Here is a 21,999-nt window from a genome sequence, read left to right on the forward strand (position 1 = left end):
CGGTGCCGCCAGGACCATGATCCCTGTATTGCATACGGGAGCGAGACGCGTGGCGCCTCGTCGCAGCGGCAGGAAGGCCGCCGCTCCTGTCCGGCCTATGCCTTCCACACGCCGAGGGCGACGAGTTGTTTGGTGGCGGCGGCCGACCATCCGCGGTTGGCCGCGGGCGAGGCCGGCGAGGGGTGCAGGACGCGGCCGGTCCGGAACGTTTTCCCGGGCAGACGAGCGGCGGCAGCGACGAGTTTTTCCTCGGCATAACCGCCGACGCCGATCAGCCACTCGGGCTCCAGCGCTTCGATGACGCGCACGAGATGATCCAGGCAGGCGGCGTCGACCGGCGCGATTTCGGCGGCGGGAAGCTTGTCGGGCGTGAGGTTGGCGCCGGTCGCGCTCATCCAGACGAGCGGGCAGTAGTTGGCCACGAAATGGTCGCGGAAGAACGCCTTTGCCGTGCCGGATTTTTCGGCAAACAGGCCCCAGAGGCGGCGTCCGCTCACTTCGGACTTCGGGCAGGCGAAGCCTTCGACGGGGCGCTTCGGGTGTTCGGGCACGGGGTGGCCGACGGCGCCGGTGACGCCCATCCAGTCGCGCACGGCGGCGACTTCGCCAAAGGGCACGCCGGTCTGCGCCATGCCGAAGGGGCCGGGGTTCATGCCGAGAAAGAGCACGCGCTTGCGGCCGGCTCCGTAGCGGCGGAGGTAATCGGTGTGCGGAGCCCAGGCGTAGTCGAGCGGCAGATACGTGTGGGAGACCGGCGCGGAGAACGTGGCGCCGCGCAGCTGGCGGCGGAGCCGGTCGGCGGCCTCGACGAGAGGAGAAGAAGTGGCAGGCATGGCGGTTGTTTCTGGAGAGAAGACGGTGGCGGCGTCAAACCCGGGAAAAACGGGCAAGGCGACAAGGTGGATCGGTCCGGGGGGGGGAGGGGGGGTCAACGCGCCTCGAAGGTGCCGTCGGCGCGTCTTGCGATGACCCGCTTCAGCTCCAGCATCATGAGCGCGGCGGAGACCAGGTGGGCGGCGAGACCGGTTTGCGCGACCAGCGCATCCACACCCGGCATGGCGCCGCCGGCGAAACAGGCGAGGATGCGTTGTTCGTCGCCGGTGAGGTTGCCGGAGAAAAGGGACGGGGAGGGCGAGGCCGCGGGCGCGGAGGCGGGAGCGGGCGCGGAGCGGCCGGCTTCGTTTCCGTCTCCGTTGCCGCCGCGAGGATCGGGGGCGGCGGCCGGTTTTTCGGGGATCGGTTGCGGGCGGAGGCCGTCGAGGTAGTTGATTTCCGCGAGGATGTCGTCCACCGAGGTCAGCAAGGTGGCGCCGTCGCGGATGAGCTGGTGGCAGCCGGCGCTGCTGGCCTGGTCGATGCGGCCGGGCACGGCGAAGACGAGGCGGCCCTGTTCGCCGGCAAACCGGGCCGTGATCATCGAGCCGCCGCTGACATCGCTTTCCACCACGACAATGGCCGAGCACATGCCGGCGACGATGCGGTTGCGCATGGCAAACGACTGCCGGTCGGCGCGCCGCGTGAAGGGGAACTCCGAGCAGATGGCGCCGCCTTCGTTTTCGATGCGGCGGTACAGGTCGAGGTTTTCGGGCGGATAGATGATGTCGATGCCGGTGCCGAGGACGCCGACCGTCGCGCCGCCGGCGAGGAGCGCGCCTTCGTGCGCCGCCGAATCGATGCCGCGCGCGAGGCCGCTGACGACGCAGAAGCCGAGCCGGGCGAGTTCGCCGCCGAGTTTTCTGGCGACCGCCTGGCCGTAGAGCGTGGTGCGCCGGCTGCCGACGATGGCGACGGCGGGGCGGTCGAAGGCGTAACGGCCTTTCTGATACAGGCCGATCGGCGGGCTCGGGATCTCGCGAAGCAGGGCGGGGTAGCCCGGATCATCGTGCGGGATGAAGCGCACGCCGGACCGGGCCATCCAGGCCTCCTCGCGGGCGAGGTCGAAGAGCGCGCGCCAGCCGGCGATGTTGCCGCTGATTCTGGCGCCGACGCCCTTGACCTGTTCGAGCGCCCGCGGGCCGGCCTCGAAAAGGGCCCGCGGATCGCCGCCGAAGGCCTCGAGCAGGCGGTTGGTCGTGATCGGGCCGATATCGGGCAGCGCGTTGAGGATGAGGTACGCCTGCGTTGCGGTGAGGGAATCCGGCACGGGAGGGAGGGGGGCGTCCTAGATCACGGTGCCGCCCGGCACGGTCATGCCTTTGGGCACGACGAGCACGCCGTCGCGGATGATCACGCCATGGGCGTAGGTGCCGTCGCTCTTGCCGGCGGGATCGAGGACGACGTTGTCGCCGATGCGGGCGTTCTTGTCGATGATCGCATGGCGGATCTTGCAGCCGTAGCCGACGCCGAGATTGGGCAGGTTTTTGGCCTGGTTGACGCGGATGTCGTCCTCGCCCTCGTAGAAGTCGGCGCCCATCATGACCACGTTTTCCAGCACGGTGCCGCCGCGCACGAACGAGCGGATGCCGATGACGCAGCGGCGCAGCGTGGCGTCCTCCACGATGGAGCCGTCGCCGAAGACGACGTAGTCGAACGTGCAGCGGTTGACCTTGCTCGGCGGCAGGTAGCGGTCCTGCGTGTAGATGGGCGCGCCGGGGTCGAAGAAGTTGAAGGGCGGCAGCGGCTGGGCGAGCGCGAGGTTGGCGTCGAAAAACGCCTTCACGGTGCCGATGTCTTCCCAGTAACCTTCGAAAACGTGGGCGAAAAGCCGTTTTTTGCCGAGGAGGCCGGGGATGATCTCCTTGCCGAAATCGGTCATGGTGTTGGCGAGCGCTTCGGCGAGGACGCGGCGGTTGAACACGTAGATACCCATCGAGGCCAGGCAGTGTTTTTCGCCGGAGGGGGCGCGGAGGCGGGCCTCGACCGCCTCGCTGACGGTGAGGCTGTTGATGACGGCGGGGTCCTTGGGTTTTTCGGCAAACTGCTGGATGGAGAGGTCGTCGCCCACGCCCATGAGGCCGAGCCCCTCGACTTTCGAGACGGGGAAGGGGATGGCGGCGATGGTCACTTCGGCGGCGGTGGCGATGTGCTGCTGGATGATCTTGCGGAAATCCATCCGGTAGAGCTGGTCGCCGGAGAGGATGAGCACGAATTCATGCGGGAAGGCGCGGAAGTGTTGCAGGTTGCGCCGCACGGCATCGGCGGTGCCCTGGTACCAGTCGTTGGTCTTTTCGGTCTGCTCGGCCGAGAGGATATCGACAAAACCGCCGCCAAACGGGTCGAAGTGATACGTGTTTTGCACGTGCCGGTGCAGCGATGCGGTGTGGAACTGCGTGAGCAGGAAGATCCGGTTGATGTCGGAATTGAGGCAGTTGCTGATCGGGATGTCCACCAGGCGGTATTTGCCGGCGAGGGGGACGGCGGGTTTGCAACGCTCCATGGTCAGGGGGTAGAGACGGGTGCCGCGTCCGCCTCCCATTACGACTGCGAGGACATTTTTCTGGGTACTCATGATGATGTAGGGATGGGCCTAAAGCCTTGCGAAGGCTTTGCAGCGCTGCGTATTTTGCCAGCCAAAATCCATTAATTTTCTCATGTGTGGCATCGTCGGTTACGTCGGCAAACAACGCGCGGCATCCATCCTTCTCGAAGGACTCAAACGGCTCGAATACCGGGGTTATGACTCGGCCGGGCTCGCCGTGCTCCAGGCCGGCGGGCTCACCCTGATCAAGAAAACCGGCCGCGTCGCCAACCTCGTCCGGGCGATCGGGCAACAAAAGCTCGCCGGCACCACCGGCATCAGCCACACGCGCTGGGCCACCCACGGCGGCGTCACCGACGCCAACGCCCACCCCCACGTGAGCAGCGATGGCAAGATCGTGCTCGTCCACAACGGCGTCATCGAAAACTACGCCGCCATCAAAAAATTTCTCCTGACGAAGGGTTACACGTTTGCCTCCGAGACCGACACCGAGGTGCTGGGCAACCTCATCGCCTACCACTATGCGAAGGAGCCCGAACCGGCGCCCACCCCCGAAGGCGCGCCGGACGGCAGCCGCCTGCTCGAAAGCGTCCGCAGGACGCTGCTCCATGTCGAGGGCACCTACGGCATCGCCGTCCTGTGCGTGGACGCGCCGGGCGAGATGGTCGCCGCCCGCAAGGGCTCGCCGCTCATCCTCGGCGTGGGGGCGCCCGGCACGGACGAGTTTATCATCGCCAGCGATGTGTCGGCGCTGGTGAGCCGCACGCAGAACGTCGTTTACCTGAAGGACGGCGAACTCGTCCACGTGCGCCCCGGCGCGTACCCGGCCGGCTTCACGATCACCACGCTGGAGCTCGCCGACGTGTCGCCGGTGATCGACACCGTCACGTGGTCGGTGGACGAGGCCGAGATGGGCGCGCACGCGCACTTCATGGAAAAGGAGATTTTCGAGCAGCCCCAGGCGCTCGAGAACGCCATGCGCGGACGTTTTTCCGAGGACGGCAGCACGGCCAATTTCGGCGGACTCAACCTCACCGCCGCCGATTTCCGCGCCATCGACCGCTTCATGTTCTGCGCCTGCGGCACGGCGCTCCACGCCTGCATGGTGACGGAGCACCTCATCGAGCGTTTCGCGCGCATCCCGGTCGAGTGCGACTACGCTTCGGAATTCCGCTACCGCAACACCCCGCTCACGGCCGACACGCTGTTTTTCGTCGTCAGCCAGTCGGGCGAGACCATCGACACGCTCGCCGCCCTGCGAGAGGCCAAGCGCAAGGGGTACAAGGTGCTCGCGATCAGCAACGTCGTCGGCTCCACCATCGCCCGCGAGGCCGACGGCGGCATCTACCAGCATGCCGGCCCCGAGATCGGCGTGGCGTCCACGAAGGCGTTCACCTCGCAAATCCTCATCGGCGCCATGCTCGCGCTCTACGTCGCCCGCATGCGCGACATGAGTTTCAGCGACGGCGTCACCTACGTCAACGCGCTCAAGTCCGCGCCCGACCTCGTGCGCCGCGTCCTCGACACCGCGCCGCAGATCGAGGCCATCGCCAGACGTTACGCCACCGCCACCGACATGCTGTTCCTCGGCCGCCTGGCGCTTTTCCCCATCGCGCTCGAAGGCTCGCTCAAGCTGAAGGAGATTTCCTACATCCACGCCGAGGGTTATCCGGCTGCCGAGATGAAGCACGGCCCGATCGCGCTGATCAGCCCCGAGTGCCCGACTGTGTTTTTCGCACCGGCCGGCGAGCTGTTCAACAAGCTCGTCTCCTCGATGCAGGAGATCAAGGCGCGCAACGGACCGCTTATCGTCATCACCACCGAGGACGCCGAGTTGCCGGAAAACCTCGCCGATGCCGTGATCCGCATCCCGGCCTGCCACGAGGCGGTGCTGCCTATCGTCGCCACGATCCCGGTGCAACTCCTCAGCTACTACATCGCCCGCGAACGCGGCTGCGATGTGGACAAACCCCGCAACCTCGCCAAATCCGTGACCGTCGAATGAGCCGGCCAAACCGGAGATTTAACCACTAATGGACACTGATTCACACTAATCCCAAACCATGAGGGGACCGCTAAAGAACGCTGAAACCAAACCATTGCAGCTTGCTCCATTTTAGCGTTCTTCAGCGTTCTTTAGCGGTTCCTCCTTCTGTTCGGTCCATTAGTGTCCATCAGTGTCCATTAGTGGTTTTTCAAAACCCGTTTCCCATTTTCCCATGACCATCTTTCCCGACCGCGCCGCCTTTCGCGAGCTTGCTGCCCAGGGTAACATCATCCCGGTTTACGCCGACCTCATGGCCGACTTCGAGACGCCCGTCTCGGCCTACGCCAAGCTCAAGGCCGCCGGCCCGTCCTTCCTCCTCGAATCCATCGAAGGCGGCGAACACCTCTCGCGTTACAGCTTTATCGGCTGCCGTCCGCGCAAGATTTTCGCCTGCGGGCCTGACACCACCGAGATCCGCACGCCCGGCGCATCCGGCCGGCCCGGGCAACCCCCGGCGGTGCAAACCGTCCCCACGCCCGCCGACCCGCTCACGCTCATCGAGCAGGAAATGAGCGGCTTTACCCCGGTCACGATTCCCGGTCTGCCGCGCTTCACCGGCGGCGCCGTCGGATTCATCGGCTACGAATACGTCACCCGCATCGAGCCCACCGTCCCCGCCGCCGCGCCGGTCAACGACCTCGGCACGCCGATCCTCTACTTCATGCTGGCGGATTCGCTGCTGATTTTCGACCGCGCCAAGCAAACGCTCCGCCTCTGCGTCAACGCCCACATCCGCGACGGTGACGCCGATGCCGCTTACGACCACGCCGTGGCCGAACTCGGCGAACTCCACGCGCTCCTCAGCCTCCCGAGCACGCTCGCGCCCGCCCCGCTCATCGACCCCGGACCCGTGACCGTGCCGCCCGGCAATTTCTCGCGGGAAAATTTCGAGCGTGCCGTCGAGGCCGGGAAAGAGTTCATCCGGGCCGGCGACATCATCCAGTTCGTGCCTTCGCAGCGGTTTACCAAGCCCTTCGCGCGCACGCCGCTCGATCTCTACCGCGCGCTCCGCACGGTCAATCCGTCGCCCTACATGTTCATCCTCGACGCGGGGGATTTTGCCATCGTCGGCGCCTCGCCCGAGGTGCACGTGCGCCTCACCGACGGCCTCGTGGAAATCCGTCCCATTGCCGGCACGCGCAAGCGCGGCGCCACGCATGCCGACGACCTCGCGCTCGAAAAAGACCTCCTCGCCGACCAGAAGGAGCGCGCCGAACACCTCATGCTCGTGGACCTCGCGCGCAACGACATCGGCCGCGTCTGCGAATACGGCAGCGTGACGGTGCCCGAGATGATGGTGATCGAACGCTACTCGCACGTCATGCACATCGTGTCGCAAGTGGAGGGCCGTATCGCTCCCGGCAAGACAGCGTACGACCTGATGCGGGCGACTTTCCCGGCGGGCACGGTCAGCGGCGCTCCGAAAATCCGCGCCATGCAGATCATCGCCGACAGCGAGCCGGACCAGCGCGGTTTTTATGCCGGCGCGCTCGGCTACATCGGTTACGATGGCAACCTCGACACCTGCATCATGCTGCGCACCTCGCTGATCAGGGACGGCAAGATTCACATCCAGGCCGGCGCCGGCGTCGTCGCCGACAGCGACCCCGCGAGCGAATACCAGGAGACGATCAACAAGGCCTCCGCGCTCTTCAAGGCCGTGGCGATCGCCGAGCGGCTGTGAACGAAGTACGGAAATACGGCAGTTGCGGCGCAGCCGCCCTGGAGTGCGGCACTCCCGTGCCGCTTTAAAATAAAACCCGGCCAATGAAAAATCCCGAACCCTCATGGCCGCACGCCCCGACGCACCAACTTTCCGCGAGAGGCACCTATTTCGTCACAGCGAGCACCTGTCAAAAAGCGCATCACTTTCGCGGACGCGAACGGCTTGTCGTCTTGCATCGCGGCTTGTTGACTGTTGCCCATGATTTCGGCTGGCGGCTCGAATCGTGGGCAGTTTTCTCGAATCACTATCATTTTGTCGGACATTCTCCCGACAACGCGCCGGATGCCTCGAACCTTTCCGATATGCTCAGTGTATTGCACGCCAGGACCGCCGGTTGGGTGAACCGTCTTGATGCCGGGCAAGGACGCCAAGCCTGGTTCAATTTTTGGGAAACGAGGCTGACGCACCAGCGCAGTTATTTTGCCCGTCTGAATTACACGCACCAGAATCCGGTGCGTCACGGTCTCGTGTCCGTGGCAAATCAATATCCGTGGTGTTCGGCGGCCTGGTTTGAACGCGAGGCATTACCGGCGACTGTGAAAAGCATCTATCGTTTCAAGACTGACCGTTTGCAAGTGATGGACGATTTTGCGCCGGCGGCGGAGTGGTAAAGCACGGAGCATCCATGCGGCGCAGCCGCCCTGGAGTGCGGCACTCCCGTGCCGCTTTCGTCAATGCCGGTAACCTCGAAAGCGGCAGAGGACTGCCGCACTCCAAGGCCGCCTGCGGCGGCAACACAGCAACTCGCACCACGCTCCGGCCGCCGCGAGCGCCAGCAGCACGGCGCTGCGCGCGAACGTCCATGGCCCCACCGAAGACGATCCCGCTCCGAAACAGCCGCAGGAAATATCCAGCCCGCGCGCCCAGGCCGCGCCGATAAAAACCGCGAACGCCGCATACAATCCCGTTGCCACCACCCACGCGCCGGCCCGCCAGCGCCAGGCCGCGCCGCCGTACCGCCCGCATGCAAAAAGCAGCACGGCGCCGCACACGATCTCGAGCCACGGCACATACACGCCTGCCAGCCATGACAGTTGCGGTCCGGTCATCCGGTAATGCCCGATCTCCGTCACAAACCGCGCCGGATCGGCCGCCTTCAGAATCCCCGCCACCAGCAACAGCCCGCCGACAACCAGGCGCGCCGCCCGCACAAACCACGTGCGTCCATGCGGCGCAGCCGCCCTGGAGTGCGGCACTCCTGTGCCGCTTTCCATCATTGCTGCTGCCATGTCTGCCACCCTCCTTTCAGCGTAAAAACCCGGGTGGCGCCAAACTCGCGCCGGATGCGCGCGGCCACGGCGCGGCTGGAGTCGCACTCCGTGCTGTCGCAATACACCACGACCGGCGCGGCTCCGTCCCATGCCTCGACAAACCCTTCCAGCAGGCTTTCCCAGGTGTCTTCGTTGAGGTTGATCGCACCCGGAATATGGCCCGCTGCAAACGCCTCCGCCTTGCGCGCGTCGACCCAGAGCACGTGCGATTGGGATTGGCCGTAAAATGCCGCCGCCTTCAGTTCCGCCAGCCCGATCTCGCCTTCCCGCGCCTCCGCCTCGGCCACCGCCAGCCGCTCAGCCGACGGCCACACCGGCACCCGCGGATGCAGCCACGCCGACAGCGCCGCCGGGATCCCTGCGCATGCCAGCAACAGGGCGGCACGCACGATCACCTGTCCGGCCAACCACGTTCCGCCTTTGCCTGTCGTGTCATTTCGTCCGGTCATCATCCGCAGTCCGGTCAGCCCGCCAGTTTCGACCGCCGGTGGCGAGAGGGAAAAGAGGTTTCCTGTGTTCTCCGTGAGGCGTATCCTTCCGGCCCGCCACGCAAAAACGGCCCTTGCGCCGCCATCCGCTTGGCAAATGTGTTATGCTGTTCCCTCGCCTTCCGGCGCCGCATTTTCAGAATTCCGCCTTCCGCATTTCATCCATGTCCTCCGCCATCGATTCCGCTCCTGTTCCCGCCACCGCCTCCGACAAGGCCGCGCCCGTTCCCGTCACCGTCCTCACCGGCTTCCTCGGCGCGGGCAAGACCACGCTCCTCAATCGCATCCTCACCGAACAGCACGGGAAAAAACTCGCCGTCATCGAAAACGAATTCGGTGAAGTCGGCGTGGACAACCAGCTCGTCATCCAGAGCGACGAGGAACTCTTCGAAATGAACAACGGCTGCATCTGCTGCTCCGTGCGCGGCGATCTCATCCGCGTGCTCGGCCGGCTCATGAAGCGCAAGGACCGGCTCGACGGCATCCTGATCGAAACCACCGGCCTCGCCGACCCCGGCCCCGTGGCGCAGACGTTTTTTACCGACGACGAAATGCGCGCCGCCTTCCGTCTCGACAGCATCGTCACCGTCGTGGACGCGAAGCACATCCTCCTGCACCTCGGCGACTCCCCCGAAGTGCAGAAGCAGATCGCCTTCGCCGATGTCCTGATCCTCAACAAGATCGACCTCGTCTCCCCCGACGAACTCGACCGCCTCGAGGCGCGCATCCGCAAGATGAACGCCGCCACGCGTATCCTCCGCGCCCGCAACGCCGACGTCCCGCTCGCCGCCGTCCTCGACGTCGGCGGCTTCAACCTCTCCCGCGCCAGCGAGCTCGACCCGCGTTTCCTCGAACCGACGTACCCGTTCGAATGGGCCGGCGCCTACGCCCTGCCCGCCGGCAAACACGAACTCGTCATCGGCCACCCTCATCACGATCACGGGTGCGATTGCGGTCACGATCACGCGCACGGACACGGGCACGGGCACGACGACCACGACCACCATGACCACGCGCATGGCGAAGATGACCACGGACACGCTGACGGTCACGGCCATCACCACCACCACCATCATCACGGCAACGAGAACGAACTCGATATCGTCATCCTCCCGGTAAAATCCCTCGACGAGGCCGACCTCGCCGCTGCGCGCGATGACGCCGTCCGCATCTTCGCCGACTGGGAAAACAAGGTTGCCCCCGGCGACCCGGTCACGCCCGGCCGCACGCTCCATCGCCTCGTGCTCGACGACGGTCACGGCCACTATCCGCTCACCATTGCGCAACCCGGTTTCCACCTCGTTTTCGAAGGCTGCGGCGAACACCCGCTGCACATTCCCGTGATGGGCGAAAACGTCCGCCCCGCCTGGCAGCAGGATTACGAGCACACGCACAGCCACGAGGACGCCGTCAGCTCCGTCGGCATCACCGAGGCGGGCACGGTGGACGCGCAAAAACTCAACAACTGGATCGGCGAGTTGTTGCAGAAAAAAGGCGCCGACATCTACCGCAGCAAGGGCGTGCTCAGCGTCAAGGGTTCGGATAACCGGCTCGTTTTCCAGGGCGTCCACATGCTCTTCGACGCGAAGTTCGACCGCCCCTGGGGCAAGGATGCGCGGACCAACACGCTCGTGTTCATCGGCAAGGATCTGGATCGCGACGCGCTCACCAAGGGCTTCCGCTCCTGCCTCCTCTGAAAGCCGCACCAGAGGCCGGCCGCATCGGGCAGGAAATCACCCCGTCGCCTCCGGCGCCTGTTTCCGCTTCCCGAGCAATTCCAGCCAGCTCCGCGCCGCCGTGGAGAGCACGGCCTCGCGGCGCCAGATCATGCCGAGTTGCCAGCGCAGATCGGTTTCGTCGAGCAGGGCCACCTTCACCGAGGGCAGGGTGCGCGACTCGACCACCAGTTTCGGCAACAGAGCGAGGCCGAGGCCGGCCGCCACCAGCGCGATCACGAAATCCGGCTGGCTGCCGCGCGCCGTCGCCGTCGGCGTGAACCCGCGCCGGGCGCACGCTTCCGCGATCAGCGAGTTGAGCACGAAGCGGCCCTCGAACAGCACGAACGGGCTCGACGCGAGCTCCGCGAGCTTCACGCGTTTGCGCCCCGCCAGCGCATGCGCCTCGGGCAGCAACACCATCAGCGGCTCGTCACACACCGGCTGCCAGGCAAACTCGTCGGGCACCGGCCGCAACGACGCGCCGAGCTCGATCTCGCCCGCGCGCACCGCCGCCTCCAGCCGGCGGCTGCCGCCTTCCAGCAGTTCGATTTCCACACCCGGATACGCGCGCCGGTAGGCCGCCACCCGCGGCGCGAACAGTTCGCTGATCCCGAGCGTCGGCAACCCGAGCCGCAACCGCCCGCGCTTCACGCCGCGCAGTTCGTCCAGCTCCACGAGCAGGCTCTCGCGTTCGGCCAGCATCGCCACGGCGCGCCGGTGCACGACCTCGCCCGCATCGGTCAGCCGCGGCGGCGTCGCGCGCCGGTCCAGCAACGTCGCCCGGCACTCATGCTCCAGTTGCCGGACGGCCTTGCTCACCGTGGGCTGCGTGGCGTGCAGCACCGCGGCGGCGGCGGAAAAACCTCCCTGGCGGACCACTTCGACAAAGGCATGCAGATTTCGCAGTTCCATGGGAACATTCCGTTATGGAATAATGAGGATTCCATCAATTCATTTACGCTATAGGGTCAGCGGTGTTACACTTCCTCCATGATCGCACGCAGCCGGGCAGCAACAGCAACGAGAGGGTTCAGGCGTTGCCGGATTTTTGTCCGGCGCAACCGATGGGTGCAGGCGGCGGGGCTCTTCGTGCTCTGGTGGCTCTGCGAGCAGGCTGTCCGCGCGCTCGGCGTGCCGGTGCCCGGCGCGATCATCGGGCTGGCCTTGCTGCTGGCGCTGCTCGCGAGCGGGCGTTTCCCGCAGACGTGGGTGCGGCGCGGCGCGACGGGGCTGCTCGATCACCTGATGCTGTTTTTTGTCCCGGCCATGCTGGCCCTGCTCGATCACCGGGAACTGTTCAGCCTCACCGGGCTCAAGCTGCTCGGCGTGGTCATGGTCGGCACCTTGCTCGTCATGACCGGCACGGCGACGGTGGTGGAACTGAGTCTGCGCCGGAGGCTGAAGCGCGACCATGCGTGAGGTGCTGATCCCGGTTTTCTGGAGCGCCGTCACGCTCGGCGTGTATGCGTTGGCGCGTTACCTCGACCGCCGGCATCGCTGCTGGTGGACTTCGCCGCTGCTCGTGACCTGGGTGGTGTGCGGAGCCCTGATCCTGGTCTTTCATGCCACGTATCACGATTATCTGCGCGGCACGCACTGGCTGGTGACGTTGCTCGGTCCGGCGACCGTGGCCTTCGCTCTTCCGATTTACGAGCAGCGCGCGCTGATCCGGCGCCACGCGGGAACGCTGGCGCTCGGCGTCACCGCCGGCAGCCTGATCGCCGTCGGCAGCGCCTGGCTGCTGGCCGAGTGGCTGCACCTCTCGCCGGACCTGCGCATGAGCCTGCTGCCGCGGTCGGTGACCACGCCGCTGGCGATGACCGCATCGGAAAGCATCGGCGGCATTCCCGGGCTGACGGCGTCGTTCACGGCGGTCACCGGCATCTTTGGCGCTGCGGTGGGCGAGGCGGTGATCGCCTGCCTGCCGTTGCGGACGGTTTTCGCCCGCGGCGCCCTCTTCGGCATGGGCGCGCACGGCGCCGGCGTGGCCAGGGCGCGCGAACTCGGTCAGGAGGAAGGGGCGATTGCCGGTCTCGTGATGGTCCTCGCGGGCTTGGTCAATGTCCTCGGAGCGACGGTCGTGATGGCGTTCCTGCGGTGAAGCGGGGAGGGGGAGGGGGCCGTCACCGCATTCCCTCAGAACATCGAGATCGCCTTCGCGCTTTCCATCACCACCCAGGCGAGCCCGGCGGCGAGCGCGAGCACGAGGCCCGTCTTCACGATCCGGAACCGGCGCAGCCGCTGGTCATGACGATCGGAATTGCGCACCGTGATGCACTTCTGCTCCGAGAAGAAGCTGATGAACTGCGCGTTACGGATCTGGGTGCGATGGATGCGCGCGTTGTCCACCCGGCCCATGCGAACGGGCGGTCGGCGGAACAGACTGAGAAGGGCGCGCAACATATGTAATCTCTCGGCACCACTCCGTTAATTTTGAGTGGTTTTTCAAGGGACAATCCGCGAAAACGACACCTTTTCCGGCCTTTTGTGGCGCCCGGTCGCCAACCGCACCGCGCTACCGGCCTTTGCCTTTCTCCAATTTCCAACTACCAACTGCCAATTCCTCCGGCCACCCGCGCCGGATCAGTCCAGCTTCCACATGCATCACTTCCACTACAACGGTTCCCGCCTGCATTGCGAATCGGTCAATCTCGCCGACGTCGCCCGCCTCTACGGCACGCCCACCTACGTCTACAGCGCCGCCACGATGGCCGACAACTACACGCGCCTCGCGCGGAGCCTCGACGGGCTCGACGTGCAGATCTGTTACGCGATGAAGGCCAACTCGTCGCTCGCGATCCTGCGCCACTTCGCGAATCTCGGCGCCGCGTTCGACCTCGTCAGCGGCGGCGAAATCCGCCGTGTCATCGCCGCCGGGGCCGACGTGACGCGCAGCGTCTTCGCCGGCGTCGGCAAGACCGAGGCCGAAATCCGGCAGGCCCTCGAAAACGGCATTTTCGCCTTCCACGTCGAGAGCGAGCCCGAGATCGCCCGCATCAACCACGTGGCCGGCCAGCTCGGGTCGGGCAAGAAAGCCCCCATCGCCATCCGCATCAATCCCGACGTCGACGCCCACACCCACGCCAAGATCACCACCGGCAAGGCGGACAACAAGTTCGGCATCCCTCTCGCCGCCGCTGCCGCCGCCTACGAGGCCGCCGCCCGCTACCCGCACATCGAGATCAAGGGCGTGCAGATGCACATCGGCTCGCAGCTCACCAGCGTGAAGCCCTTCGTCGAGGCCGTCACCAAGGTCGCGCCCTTCGCCGCCGACCTGAAGGCGCGCTACGGCATCCGCTACTTCTCCATCGGCGGCGGCATCGGCATCGTCTACAAGGACGCCCTCGCCAGCGGCCAGCAATCCTGGTGGGACGCGCAGCCGGCCGACCAGCGTCCGATCACGCCCGAGGCTTACGGCGCCGCGCTCGTCCCCCTGCTTCAGCCGCTCGGCCTCAAGATCCTCCTCGAACCCGGCCGCTTCCTCGTCGGCAATGCCGGCGCTCTCCTCTCGCGCGTCGAGTACCTGAAGCGCGGTTTGCACAAAAACTTCCTCGTCGTGGACGCCGCCCTCAACGACCTCGTGCGGCCGGCCATGTACGACAGTTACCACGAGATCGTCCCGCTCCAGCGCGACACCGCCCGCCGCGCGCTCGTCGCCGACATCGTCGGCCCCATCTGCGAGACCGGCGACTGCTTCGCCAAAGACCGCCAGCTCCAGGAGCTCGGTGAAGGCGAGTACATCGCGCTCCTCAGCGCCGGCGCCTACGGCTTCACGATGGCCAGCCGTTACAACACCCGCCCGCTCGCCGCCGAGGTGCTGGTCAACCAGGGCGCGTTCGAACTCGTCAACACCCGCGAGACTTTCGAACAGCAGATCGCCAACGAAAAAGTCCCGGCTTTCCTGCAATAACAGATGTGACGCGGAGCGTCGTGGCGCGGGCGTCCCGCCCGCAGACGGCGAAGCCGCCGGGTCGGCGTGGCACGGGCATCTTGCCCGTGAGCGTTGCCTCTCCGCGACGTCCGGAAACAAACCGGCGGCGCTGCGCGCCGTCCACGGCCAGGATGGCCGTGCCACGCCGGAATCATGGGCAGGATGCCCATGACTGGAGTTTGGCGCATGCGAGATTCAGTTATGGGAGTAGAACAAGGCGGATGCGAGGTCGGAAGAGGGTTTATGGGACTTCTGATCCGGGGAGGGGCGAGAGCAGAAGTGGGATAAACTCTCGCGGCGGAGGTGGGGCGACCACAGTTCGACGCGCAGTTGGTTGATGAGCAGGCCGGTGGTGGCGCGGCGCGGGGGTTCCCCACGTCGCCATTTGGCCAGAGGCACCGAGGGCGGCAGTCCGTGCGGGCCATAGGTGCGATGGGCGGCGAGCAGCAGCAGGGCATACGCGGCCACCGCGCAGGCTGGCTGGCGGCGCACCGCCTCGGGTTCGCGCACCTGGGCCTCGCTTACGCCGAGCAGGCACTTTTCGTCGCGGAAGTTCACCTCGATATCCCAGCGCCACAGGTATTCCTGCAGGATGTCTTCGAGCGCCACGTCCGCGTCGGTGCAGATGAGGTAGGCGGGCTGGCGGTAGAGCAGCTTGCTGTCTTTCCTCAGCCGGTGGCCCAGGGGGGCGATCACCACCACGCGAACCAGCGTATCCACTCCGGTTATACGCGCGAGCACCGGGCCTTGCGTCTTGATCTTAAAATCGTGGCGCTTTTGCGCCGCGAAGGCCGGCACCCGGAGCCAGTCCACGGTGTCGTCGGTGCGCAACTGTTCCGGCGTGGGCAGGGTGTCGCCATACCTGCGGGGGCGTCCGTTTTTGCCGGGCCGCCCGTCGCAGGGCGCGTAGAGCCTGGTATCCTTGCGCACCCGGCCGATCAGGACGGTGTTCTCCGGCAGCCGGCGCAGCAGGGTGCGGTTGGTGAAGCGTCCGTCGCTCACCCAGTGGATCGGTCGTTCGGTCACGGTGCGCAGGTGCTCCATGCGTCCGGCGGCGACTTCGTTGATGCTGGCCTGTTTGCGGGCCTCAACATAGGCCTTCTGCGTTTGGGCATCGGCGTGGCGCGAGGGCTTTTTGGGCAAAGGGGCCTCCTGCCAGTCCACCGGCACCAGTCGGGCCGAGCCGTCGGCGGCGGGAATGGCGGCGGAGAACTGAAGCACGCGCTGGCCCCGGACGAAGTTGATGTTGAAGGGCGGGCCGAGCGGGTCCTTGCGCCAGCCGCAGCCGGGGATGCAGCGGCCGGTTTTGCGCGTGATCGAGTCGTCCAGCGCGACCACCCAGGGCCTGTCGGCATCGGTGGCCGCCAGCGCTTCGCGTCGCACATGCGCGAAGATCGGATCGACCGGCAGGCGCTGCAGCAGGCGATACTCCGCCGACCAGTCCCGGTGCTGGGAGCCGGCGGTGCTCAATGCCCCGGTCACCGTGTGCCGGCCCAGATTAAGCAAGCCGGCCAGCCATTGGGTGCGTGCGCGGCTAAAATCCTCCGGCGAGGCAAAGACCGGGGCAAGGCCGTCGAGCAAATAATCGAAGGCTTCGCTCAACGTGCCGTTTTTTTTACCGGGACAGGACCGGGCGGAACCTCCCGTCGCGAAACGATCAGATGGCCCTTGTCGTGGATCGTCCACTCGACGGTCTCACCCTTGGCGAAGTCCATCGCCTGGGCGATGGGGGCGGGGAAGTTGATGTAATACTGCGAGGTTTCCTTGCGCTGGATGCATTGAACTTTGGTTGGATAGCCCATGAAAAAAAACTAGTATTAAAACTAGACTATTGATCAAGCCTTTCCTCCTGGAAAACTAGTCGGTGCCAAACTCTAGTCATGGGCAGGATGCCCATGCCACGTTGCGGGCGGGCCGCCCGCGCCACTTCCCCTGCGCCCGGCCCGGCAGGCAGATTGGCGGGGAAAGCCTGCCGCTGCGGCCGCGTTGCCGGCGCGCTTTTGGTTGCGGCGGACGGAGAAGACGGGTTTGCTGACCGGCTTTCCCATGAGCGTTAACCGGGACGATACCTTTGCCCAGGTGCACAGCGGCGCCGAGGAAGTGCGCCGCAGCGCGTCGTATGCGTGGGACAACAGCGAGCGGCAGCGCGCGCCGGTCTTCGTGTTGCAGCGGACCGAGGAGGGCGCGGGGTTTTTCGAGGACGAACGCGGGCGGCGGCTGGTGCCGGCGGGTTATGTGATGCTGTTCACCTACGGCGAAAATTCCCGCTACGGCTATCCGCCGGAAGCGACGGAGCCGTACCGGTTGCGCTGGATCAGTTGTTCGCTGGCCGGGAGCGTGCGGGCGATGGTGGGCCAGTTGCGGGACGATTTCGGTGCGGTGGTGCGCATGCCGCCGGAGTCGGAGGCCGGGGCGCTGTTCGACGAGGTGCTCGACCGCTACGTGCGACGCGAATTTTACGACCGCTATCACGAGGCCGATCTCGTTTGCCGGCTGCTCATCGCGCTTTACCGCGAGCAGGTGGCGGCGACGCGAACGGCGGACCCGGTGGAGTTTGGCTATCATTATTTGCAGAGCCATTTCCGTTCTCCCGTGAATCTGAAGCTGGTGGCGGAAAAATGCGGGGTGAGCCGCGAGCACTTCATCCGGGCGTTTCGCGCGCGTTATGCGGAGGCGCCGGGCGCGATGTTGCGGCGGCTGCGCATGGAGCGGGCGGCGACATTGCTGGCGACGACCGAAATGCCGGTGCAGGACGTGGCGCTGGCGTGCGGATTCGCCAACGCGGGGACATTTTGCCGGGCGTGGCGGCGCGAGCACGGAGGCAGCCCCGGCCAGCGCCGGCGGGAACGGCGGTGAGGAAGGCGCGGCGTCCCCGAAACTTCACGCTTTCCGTTTCCCGGTTTACGGGTTCCTGTTCTTGCCGCCGCTCATCCTCGTTCATCGCGCTCGCTCATGTTTCGCTTCATCGCCCGCCGTCTCCTCGAGACGATTCCGGTTTTGTTCATCATCGTCACGGTCACTTTCTTCATGCTCCGGTACGTGCCGGGCGGGCCGTTCACGTCGGAGAAGGCGGTATCGAGGGAAATCCAGCGCAACCTCGAGGCCCACTACGGGCTCGATCAGCCGCTGCACCGGCAATACTTCGCCTACCTGTGGGACCTGTGTCCGAAAAAATTCGACCCGCGCGGCTTGTTTGACGGACACGGACGCGGTCTCGACTTGAAAGCGACGCTGGGCATCGACCTCGGGCCGTCGTTCAAATACCCCAATCGCACCGTCAACGAGATCATCGCCGACAAGCTGCCGGTGTCGCTGGAACTGGGCGGGTGGGCGTTGCTGGTCGCGCTGGTCATCGGGGTGTCGCTCGGGGTGGTGGCGGCGGTGAGAAAAAACTCCGCGCTGGACCACGCGGCGTCGTCGCTGGCGATGGTGGGCATCTGTGTGCCGACGTTTGTGCTCGGGCCGGTGTTCGTGCTGGTGTTCGCCATCTGGCTGCGCTGGCTGCCGCCTTCGGGCTGGTATGGCGCGGCGGACCGGGTGCTGCCGGCGCTGACGCTCGGGCTGGTGTACGCGGCGTATGTGGCGCGGCTGACGCGCGGCGGCATGCTGGAGGTGCTGAACCAGGATTTCATCCGCACGGCGCGGGCGAAGGGCGCGGGGGAGGTGCGGGTGGTGTTTCGCCACGCGCTGCGCAGCGGGCTGATGCCGCTGGTGTCGTACCTCGGGCCGGCGATCGCGGGGGTGATTTCGGGGTCGTTCGTGATCGAGACGATTTTCCAGATTCCGGGGCTGGGGCGCGAGTTCGTGACCTCGGCCTTCAACCGCGACTACACCCTCGTGCTCGGCACGGTGGTGCTGTACGCGACCCTGATCATTTTCCTCAACCTGGTTGTGGACGTCGTCCTCGTGTGGCTCAACCCGCGGCTGAAATTCGAATGAACACCCTGCTTTTCCGATCCGTGATTGGCCGCAAAAGGGCGCAAAAATCCTCGCCGCGTATGAGGCGGCTGTGCCGCAACCGAAGAAGACAAGGGGCGGGTTTTTCACCTCGGAGGAGGGAAGAAGGCACAGGGAAAATCATTTTTCCCAAACCGTTTTGGCCGCAAAAGAGCGCAAAGGGTCTGTTTGCAGGGAAACCCTCCATGGCGCCTATAGGCGCCACGCCACGCTTCATTTGCATGGGGATTTTTGCGCCCTTTCGCGGCCAATTCTGTCTGCTCCGGAAGGGGACGGGCGAATCAGGGTGAACACTCCGGCCTGACCAATCATGCTTCGCGTATCTGAAAAAAAGTTACAGACTGTCGCCGACAGCGCTTCCGCGGCTCTCGAAGAGGGACGGTCGCTGTGGGCCGACGCGTGGGCGCGGCTGCGCAAGAACCGGATGGCGGTGGCCGGCGGGGTGTTTCTGGCCGTGCTCGCCCTGTGCTGCATCGTGCTGCCGTCAGCGCTCGGGCTTTCCTACGAAGAACAGAACCTGCAGGTGGGCAGCAGTGCGCCGTTCACGGAGCTGGCGGTGATGACGCGGCCCGACCGGCCGTCGGCGTATCCCGAACTCATCACGATGAAGCGCGTGGAGGAGGATTTCGGCGCGGGCGAAGCCGAACGGGTCCGCATGCGCGCGGGCGAACGCGTGGAGATCGACGGCCGGGTGTTCACGGGGTCGGACAAGGTGTTTGTTTTCGGCACCGACATGAACGGCCGCGACCTGCTGGCGCGTGTGCTGCTCGGCGGACGGATTTCCCTGATGATCGGGCTGGTCGCCTCGCTGGTGGCGCTCCTGATCGGCGTGACGTGGGGGGCGGTGGCGGGCTACGCGGGCGGCAAGACCGACTTGGTGATGATGCGCATCGTGGACATCATGTACGCGCTGCCGTTCACGATCTTCGTGATTCTGCTGCTCGTGTTCCTGAAAGAGCCGATGAACGATCTGGACGCGTGGCTGCGCGGTTTTTCGGTGTTCGGCGCGCATCCGTTTGCGCGGCTCCAGGGGATTGGAAAAATCTTCGTGCTCTTCGCGGCGATCGGCGCGGTGGAGTGGCTGACGATGGCGCGCATCGTGCGCGGACAGGTGCTCTCCGTCAAAAAAATGGAGTACATCGAGGCGGCGCGTTCGCTCGGCTACGGCTCGGGACGGATCATCTGGCGGCACATCGTGCCCAACGTGCTCGGGCCGGTCATCGTGTTCACCACGCTGACGATCCCGGCGGTGATTTTGCTGGAATCGTTCCTGAGTTTTCTCGGGCTCGGCGTGGACGCGCCGATGTGTTCGTGGGGCACGCTGATCAAGGACGGCGCGGAGAAAATGGAAGAGTTCCCGTGGCTGTTATTGTTTCCCGGTACGATCTTTTCCCTGACGCTGCTCTCGCTCAATTTCCTCGGCGACGGCCTGCGCGACGCACTGGACGTGCGGGCGTCAAAGGACTGAAATCTGAAAAATCTGAACAGAAGATAACGGAGGGAACGAAGAGATTCCGGTTCCCGTAGCCCATCCTGTATCCGGCATTTTTTCCAAAACAGAACACCAGAGTCGCTTGGTACCTGCATGCTGTCCCTTTTTCGCTCTTGGGAGGAAAGACAAGGGCACGGGCTGTGCCATGATGAGGCCGAGATGCGGAAACGAGGCGACTGAAATCTCGATCAGAGTCGCTGGTCTTCCAGCATGATGGATCGAAAAGCGGCAACCTCTTGTTCTGTAATGCCAATTTTATACAGATAAGCTTCGATCTTTTTATGGAGGGGATCTCCCGGTGCGCCAAACTGACTAAATCCATCAACCAGGTCGTCGAACATCTTCTCGTATTTGAAATAACCGTTGGCCGTGATCTCCCAGTCCTTGGTCAGTTCATCGCTGTCCACGCCGAGCACTCCCTCAAGAACATACGCCAGCGCCCCGGTGCGGTCCGCGCCCGCGATGCAATGAAAATTGATCGGGTAATTCGCCATGTCGCAAAACAGACGGAAATTTTTTGCCATGGCCTCCGGTCCGCTTCCGGAACAGGAGCCATTTTTCCCGAAAATGCGACCATAGGCTTCGGAAGAATGGTTGATCCATCTCACCCCGGGGCCGGCCGGCGATTCCGTCATCGAAGCGACCTCCCCGGGACCGCGAAGATCGAGCTCCGTAGTCCAATGCAGGACATTGTTGATGTAATCGACACTCGACGGAGTGAGCCTGCTGGTGCCGATGCGGAAATCCTCGATTTTTTCCTTTTTCCATTTCTTCCGGTCCCAATTGAAATCGGGACTGTTGTTATTCAGCCCGGCGGAACGGAAGATCATGCCTTGGCGAATCATCCGTCCATCGAGCCCTCTGCGCCCTCCCAGGTCACGGACGTTTCCCACATTGGGGATGGTCAACAGGCGCGGAGGGAGCGCATCGGTCTTGAATCGTCCCGTCCTCGAAGTGATCGTTTTACCGTCTTCAGACGCGCATTCGACTTTCCAATAATAGGTTTTCCCGATCAGAAAATTGACGAGGCGAGCCTCGTTCGGGTTCGCCTTGTCCTTGGAGGAAATCACCAGAGTTGGCGACGGCTCGGAATAGTCTTCCTTCCCGGAAAGGACGACCGTGAAGGTTCCCGTTTCACCTTGGGTGCAGTCCCATGTGAAGGTATAGGGTTGAGCATCCCGAACCTTGTTAATGATTTTGCGTTTTTCCTTGTCGTTGAAGAAATCGCGGCGGTCAGCTTGTGACATGCTCAAGAAGGAACGCAGTTCCGGAGCCATGGTTGTGATGGTTTCGTCGTAGGCGGGAGTTTTCAGGACAATCTCGGCGGGAAGCAAGATCGGAAGGCAGAAGATTATAACAGAAAACAGGTTAACAAACTTCATCGGGATTTATTTTGATCAGATCATTCTCGGAGGGCCCGTCCTTGATGAAATGACAGGATTTCCCATCGAGATGCATCCGCAGAGGGGCAGTCTCATTACATTCATACAGTAACCGTTTATTTATCCAAGGAAAACTTTTCCAGCGTGTGTATCACAACTATGGATATAACGTATCCAGAATTCCCTTTTTCTTCGCGTTCAACCCCGCGCTTCTCCGCGCGCGGTTCGACCCCGTCCTTATACCAGCGTCCCGAATGTTTTTGATTTTACACAAAGGCCGCAAAGGACGCGAAGAAGGTAACTGGCAATCCTTTGCGCTCTTTGCGAGCTTTGTGTGAAAATCTGAAGGCTTTGGGGCTTTGGTATTACCTACGCCTCCCTCCCTCGCTGGAAATTCCCTTTCGCCCTCATGACCGGGGAACCTGTCCGCTGGCCAACGGCCCGGTTTATGGCGGCGGAGAAATCACCGAGGACAACCAGATGCCCGTCGGAGAATGCGGAAACATGCTCATCCGGGGCAGTCTGCTCGGCCTCGACCTTTTCCTGCCGGAAGTTGCCCAATAAATCGG

The 21,999-nt window shown here is 64.5% G+C and carries 21 protein-coding genes; 11 read left to right on the top strand and 10 right to left on the bottom strand.

Going from position 1 to position 21,999, the window contains the following annotated elements:
• Positions 1 to 95: 95 nt before the first annotated feature.
• The 3 genes from OPIT5_20500 to glgC form a co-directional block, all read right to left on the bottom strand.
• A complete protein-coding gene (locus tag OPIT5_20500) occupies positions 96 to 833 on the bottom strand; it encodes a single-stranded DNA-binding protein (GenBank protein AHF92273.1) in 738 nt (245 codons plus the stop codon).
• Between the two features lie 95 nt (positions 834 to 928).
• Positions 929 to 2,143 carry a DNA processing protein DprA gene (locus OPIT5_20505; GenBank protein AHF92274.1) on the bottom strand — a complete coding sequence of 405 codons (1,215 nt, stop codon included), beginning with the start codon at positions 2,141 to 2,143 and terminating at the stop codon, positions 929 to 931.
• Positions 2,144 to 2,161: 18 nt separating this feature from the next.
• The gene (gene glgC / locus OPIT5_20510) at positions 2,162 to 3,448 is read right to left on the bottom strand and encodes a glucose-1-phosphate adenylyltransferase (GenBank protein AHF92275.1); all 1,287 of its coding nucleotides are present in this window, start codon (positions 3,446 to 3,448) and stop codon (positions 2,162 to 2,164) included.
• Positions 3,449 to 3,530: 82 nt separating this feature from the next.
• Between glgC and OPIT5_20515 the strand changes: the two genes are divergently transcribed.
• From OPIT5_20515 to OPIT5_20525, 3 genes are all read left to right on the top strand, one after another.
• Positions 3,531 to 5,423 carry a glutamine amidotransferase gene (locus tag OPIT5_20515; protein AHF92276.1) on the top strand — a complete coding sequence of 631 codons (1,893 nt, stop codon included), beginning with the start codon at positions 3,531 to 3,533 and terminating at the stop codon, positions 5,421 to 5,423.
• 214 nt (positions 5,424 to 5,637) lie between these two features.
• Positions 5,638 to 7,149 carry an anthranilate synthase subunit I gene (locus OPIT5_20520; GenBank protein AHF92277.1) on the top strand — a complete coding sequence of 504 codons (1,512 nt, stop codon included), beginning with the start codon at positions 5,638 to 5,640 and terminating at the stop codon, positions 7,147 to 7,149.
• Between the two features lie 83 nt (positions 7,150 to 7,232).
• Positions 7,233 to 7,802: a hypothetical protein gene (locus OPIT5_20525; GenBank protein AHF92278.1), complete on the top strand. Its 570-nt coding sequence runs from the start codon at positions 7,233 to 7,235 to the stop codon at positions 7,800 to 7,802.
• 60 nt (positions 7,803 to 7,862) lie between these two features.
• Here OPIT5_20525 and OPIT5_20530 read toward each other — a convergent pair whose 3' ends face one another.
• Positions 7,863 to 8,408: a methylamine utilization protein MauE gene (locus OPIT5_20530; protein ID AHF92279.1), complete on the bottom strand. Its 546-nt coding sequence runs from the start codon at positions 8,406 to 8,408 to the stop codon at positions 7,863 to 7,865.
• Positions 8,405 to 8,839: a rhodanese gene (locus OPIT5_20535; protein AHF92280.1), complete on the bottom strand. Its 435-nt coding sequence runs from the start codon at positions 8,837 to 8,839 to the stop codon at positions 8,405 to 8,407. Before OPIT5_20535 ends, OPIT5_20530 begins: the two co-directional genes overlap by 4 nt.
• Before the next feature lie 275 nt (positions 8,840 to 9,114).
• Here OPIT5_20535 and OPIT5_20540 point away from each other — a divergent pair, with 275 nt between their 5' ends.
• Entirely contained in the window at positions 9,115 to 10,647 is a 1,533-nt protein-coding gene (locus OPIT5_20540; GenBank protein AHF92281.1) for a cobalamin biosynthesis protein P47K, read from the top strand.
• A gap of 36 nt (positions 10,648 to 10,683) precedes the next feature.
• On the opposite strand, the gene OPIT5_20545 is transcribed toward OPIT5_20540, so the two are convergent.
• Positions 10,684 to 11,580, bottom strand: a complete 897-nt coding sequence (locus OPIT5_20545; protein AHF92282.1) for a LysR family transcriptional regulator — start codon at positions 11,578 to 11,580, stop codon at positions 10,684 to 10,686.
• Between the two features lie 78 nt (positions 11,581 to 11,658).
• Here OPIT5_20545 and OPIT5_20550 point away from each other — a divergent pair, with 78 nt between their 5' ends.
• The gene (locus tag OPIT5_20550) at positions 11,659 to 12,087 is read left to right on the top strand and encodes an LrgA (protein ID AHF92283.1); all 429 of its coding nucleotides are present in this window, start codon (positions 11,659 to 11,661) and stop codon (positions 12,085 to 12,087) included.
• Positions 12,080 to 12,769 (top strand): membrane protein, encoded by a 690-nt coding sequence (locus OPIT5_20555; protein ID AHF92284.1) that lies wholly within the window; start codon positions 12,080 to 12,082, stop codon positions 12,767 to 12,769. The genes OPIT5_20550 and OPIT5_20555 overlap by 8 nt, the downstream gene beginning before the upstream one ends.
• Before the next feature lie 35 nt (positions 12,770 to 12,804).
• Here OPIT5_20555 and OPIT5_20560 read toward each other — a convergent pair whose 3' ends face one another.
• Positions 12,805 to 13,026, bottom strand: a complete 222-nt coding sequence (locus OPIT5_20560; protein AHF92285.1) for a hypothetical protein — start codon at positions 13,024 to 13,026, stop codon at positions 12,805 to 12,807.
• A gap of 241 nt (positions 13,027 to 13,267) precedes the next feature.
• On the opposite strand from OPIT5_20560, the gene OPIT5_20565 reads away from it, so the two are divergent.
• Positions 13,268 to 14,578: a diaminopimelate decarboxylase gene (locus OPIT5_20565; GenBank protein ID AHF92286.1), complete on the top strand. Its 1,311-nt coding sequence runs from the start codon at positions 13,268 to 13,270 to the stop codon at positions 14,576 to 14,578.
• A gap of 216 nt (positions 14,579 to 14,794) precedes the next feature.
• Here the strand turns inward: OPIT5_20565 and OPIT5_20570 are convergent, their stop codons facing one another.
• Together OPIT5_20570 and OPIT5_20575 are read right to left on the bottom strand one after the other, a co-directional pair.
• On the bottom strand, positions 14,795 to 16,201 hold the full coding sequence (locus tag OPIT5_20570; GenBank protein ID AHF92287.1) for a hypothetical protein: 1,407 nt from the start codon (positions 16,199 to 16,201) through the stop codon (positions 14,795 to 14,797).
• The gene (locus OPIT5_20575) at positions 16,198 to 16,401 is read right to left on the bottom strand and encodes a hypothetical protein (protein ID AHF92288.1); all 204 of its coding nucleotides are present in this window, start codon (positions 16,399 to 16,401) and stop codon (positions 16,198 to 16,200) included. Before OPIT5_20575 ends, OPIT5_20570 begins: the two co-directional genes overlap by 4 nt.
• Before the next feature lie 244 nt (positions 16,402 to 16,645).
• Between OPIT5_20575 and OPIT5_20580 the strand changes: the two genes are divergently transcribed.
• From OPIT5_20580 to OPIT5_20590, 3 genes are all read left to right on the top strand, one after another.
• Positions 16,646 to 17,455: an AraC family transcriptional regulator gene (locus tag OPIT5_20580; GenBank protein ID AHF92289.1), complete on the top strand. Its 810-nt coding sequence runs from the start codon at positions 16,646 to 16,648 to the stop codon at positions 17,453 to 17,455.
• 96 nt (positions 17,456 to 17,551) lie between these two features.
• Positions 17,552 to 18,538: an ABC transporter gene (locus OPIT5_20585; GenBank protein ID AHF92290.1), complete on the top strand. Its 987-nt coding sequence runs from the start codon at positions 17,552 to 17,554 to the stop codon at positions 18,536 to 18,538.
• Between the two features lie 328 nt (positions 18,539 to 18,866).
• Positions 18,867 to 20,024, top strand: coding sequence for an ABC transporter permease (locus OPIT5_20590; protein ID AHF92291.1), 1,158 nt, complete (start codon positions 18,867 to 18,869; stop codon positions 20,022 to 20,024).
• A 212-nt stretch (positions 20,025 to 20,236) separates the two neighbouring features.
• Here OPIT5_20590 and OPIT5_20595 read toward each other — a convergent pair whose 3' ends face one another.
• A complete protein-coding gene (locus OPIT5_20595; protein ID AHF94555.1) occupies positions 20,237 to 21,382 on the bottom strand; it encodes a hypothetical protein in 1,146 nt (381 codons plus the stop codon).
• Positions 21,383 to 21,781: 399 nt separating this feature from the next.
• Here OPIT5_20595 and OPIT5_20600 point away from each other — a divergent pair, with 399 nt between their 5' ends.
• On the top strand, positions 21,782 to 21,994 hold the full coding sequence (locus OPIT5_20600; GenBank protein AHF94556.1) for a hypothetical protein: 213 nt from the start codon (positions 21,782 to 21,784) through the stop codon (positions 21,992 to 21,994).
• Positions 21,995 to 21,999 lie beyond the last annotated feature (5 nt).

Source organism: Opitutaceae bacterium TAV5, from assembly GCA_000242935.3.
Classification (GTDB): Bacteria; Verrucomicrobiota; Verrucomicrobiia; order Opitutales; family Opitutaceae; genus Geminisphaera.

Excerpts from the sequence above, each read along its gene's own strand:
- OPIT5_20585 (AHF92290.1), top strand. The coding sequence starts at position 17,552 with ATGTTTCGCTTCATCGCCCGCCGTCTCCTCGAGACGATTCCGGTTTTG.
- OPIT5_20560 (AHF92285.1), bottom strand. The coding sequence starts at position 13,026 with ATGGGCCGGGTGGACAACGCGCGCATCCATCGCACCCAGATCCGTAAC.
- OPIT5_20540 (AHF92281.1), top strand. The coding sequence starts at position 9,115 with ATGTCCTCCGCCATCGATTCCGCTCCTGTTCCCGCCACCGCCTCCGAC.
- OPIT5_20500 (AHF92273.1), bottom strand. The coding sequence starts at position 833 with ATGCCTGCCACTTCTTCTCCTCTCGTCGAGGCCGCCGACCGGCTCCGC.
- OPIT5_20590 (AHF92291.1), top strand. The coding sequence starts at position 18,867 with ATGCTTCGCGTATCTGAAAAAAAGTTACAGACTGTCGCCGACAGCGCT.
- OPIT5_20575 (AHF92288.1), bottom strand. The coding sequence starts at position 16,401 with ATGGGCTATCCAACCAAAGTTCAATGCATCCAGCGCAAGGAAACCTCG.
- OPIT5_20580 (AHF92289.1), top strand. The coding sequence starts at position 16,646 with ATGAGCGTTAACCGGGACGATACCTTTGCCCAGGTGCACAGCGGCGCC.
- OPIT5_20530 (AHF92279.1), bottom strand. The coding sequence starts at position 8,408 with ATGATGGAAAGCGGCACAGGAGTGCCGCACTCCAGGGCGGCTGCGCCG.
- OPIT5_20515 (AHF92276.1), top strand. The coding sequence starts at position 3,531 with ATGTGTGGCATCGTCGGTTACGTCGGCAAACAACGCGCGGCATCCATC.
- OPIT5_20555 (AHF92284.1), top strand. The coding sequence starts at position 12,080 with ATGCGTGAGGTGCTGATCCCGGTTTTCTGGAGCGCCGTCACGCTCGGC.
- OPIT5_20520 (AHF92277.1), top strand. The coding sequence starts at position 5,638 with ATGACCATCTTTCCCGACCGCGCCGCCTTTCGCGAGCTTGCTGCCCAG.
- OPIT5_20525 (AHF92278.1), top strand. The coding sequence starts at position 7,233 with ATGAAAAATCCCGAACCCTCATGGCCGCACGCCCCGACGCACCAACTT.
- glgC (AHF92275.1), bottom strand. The coding sequence starts at position 3,448 with ATGAGTACCCAGAAAAATGTCCTCGCAGTCGTAATGGGAGGCGGACGC.
- OPIT5_20550 (AHF92283.1), top strand. The coding sequence starts at position 11,659 with ATGATCGCACGCAGCCGGGCAGCAACAGCAACGAGAGGGTTCAGGCGT.
- OPIT5_20565 (AHF92286.1), top strand. The coding sequence starts at position 13,268 with ATGCATCACTTCCACTACAACGGTTCCCGCCTGCATTGCGAATCGGTC.
- OPIT5_20545 (AHF92282.1), bottom strand. The coding sequence starts at position 11,580 with ATGGAACTGCGAAATCTGCATGCCTTTGTCGAAGTGGTCCGCCAGGGA.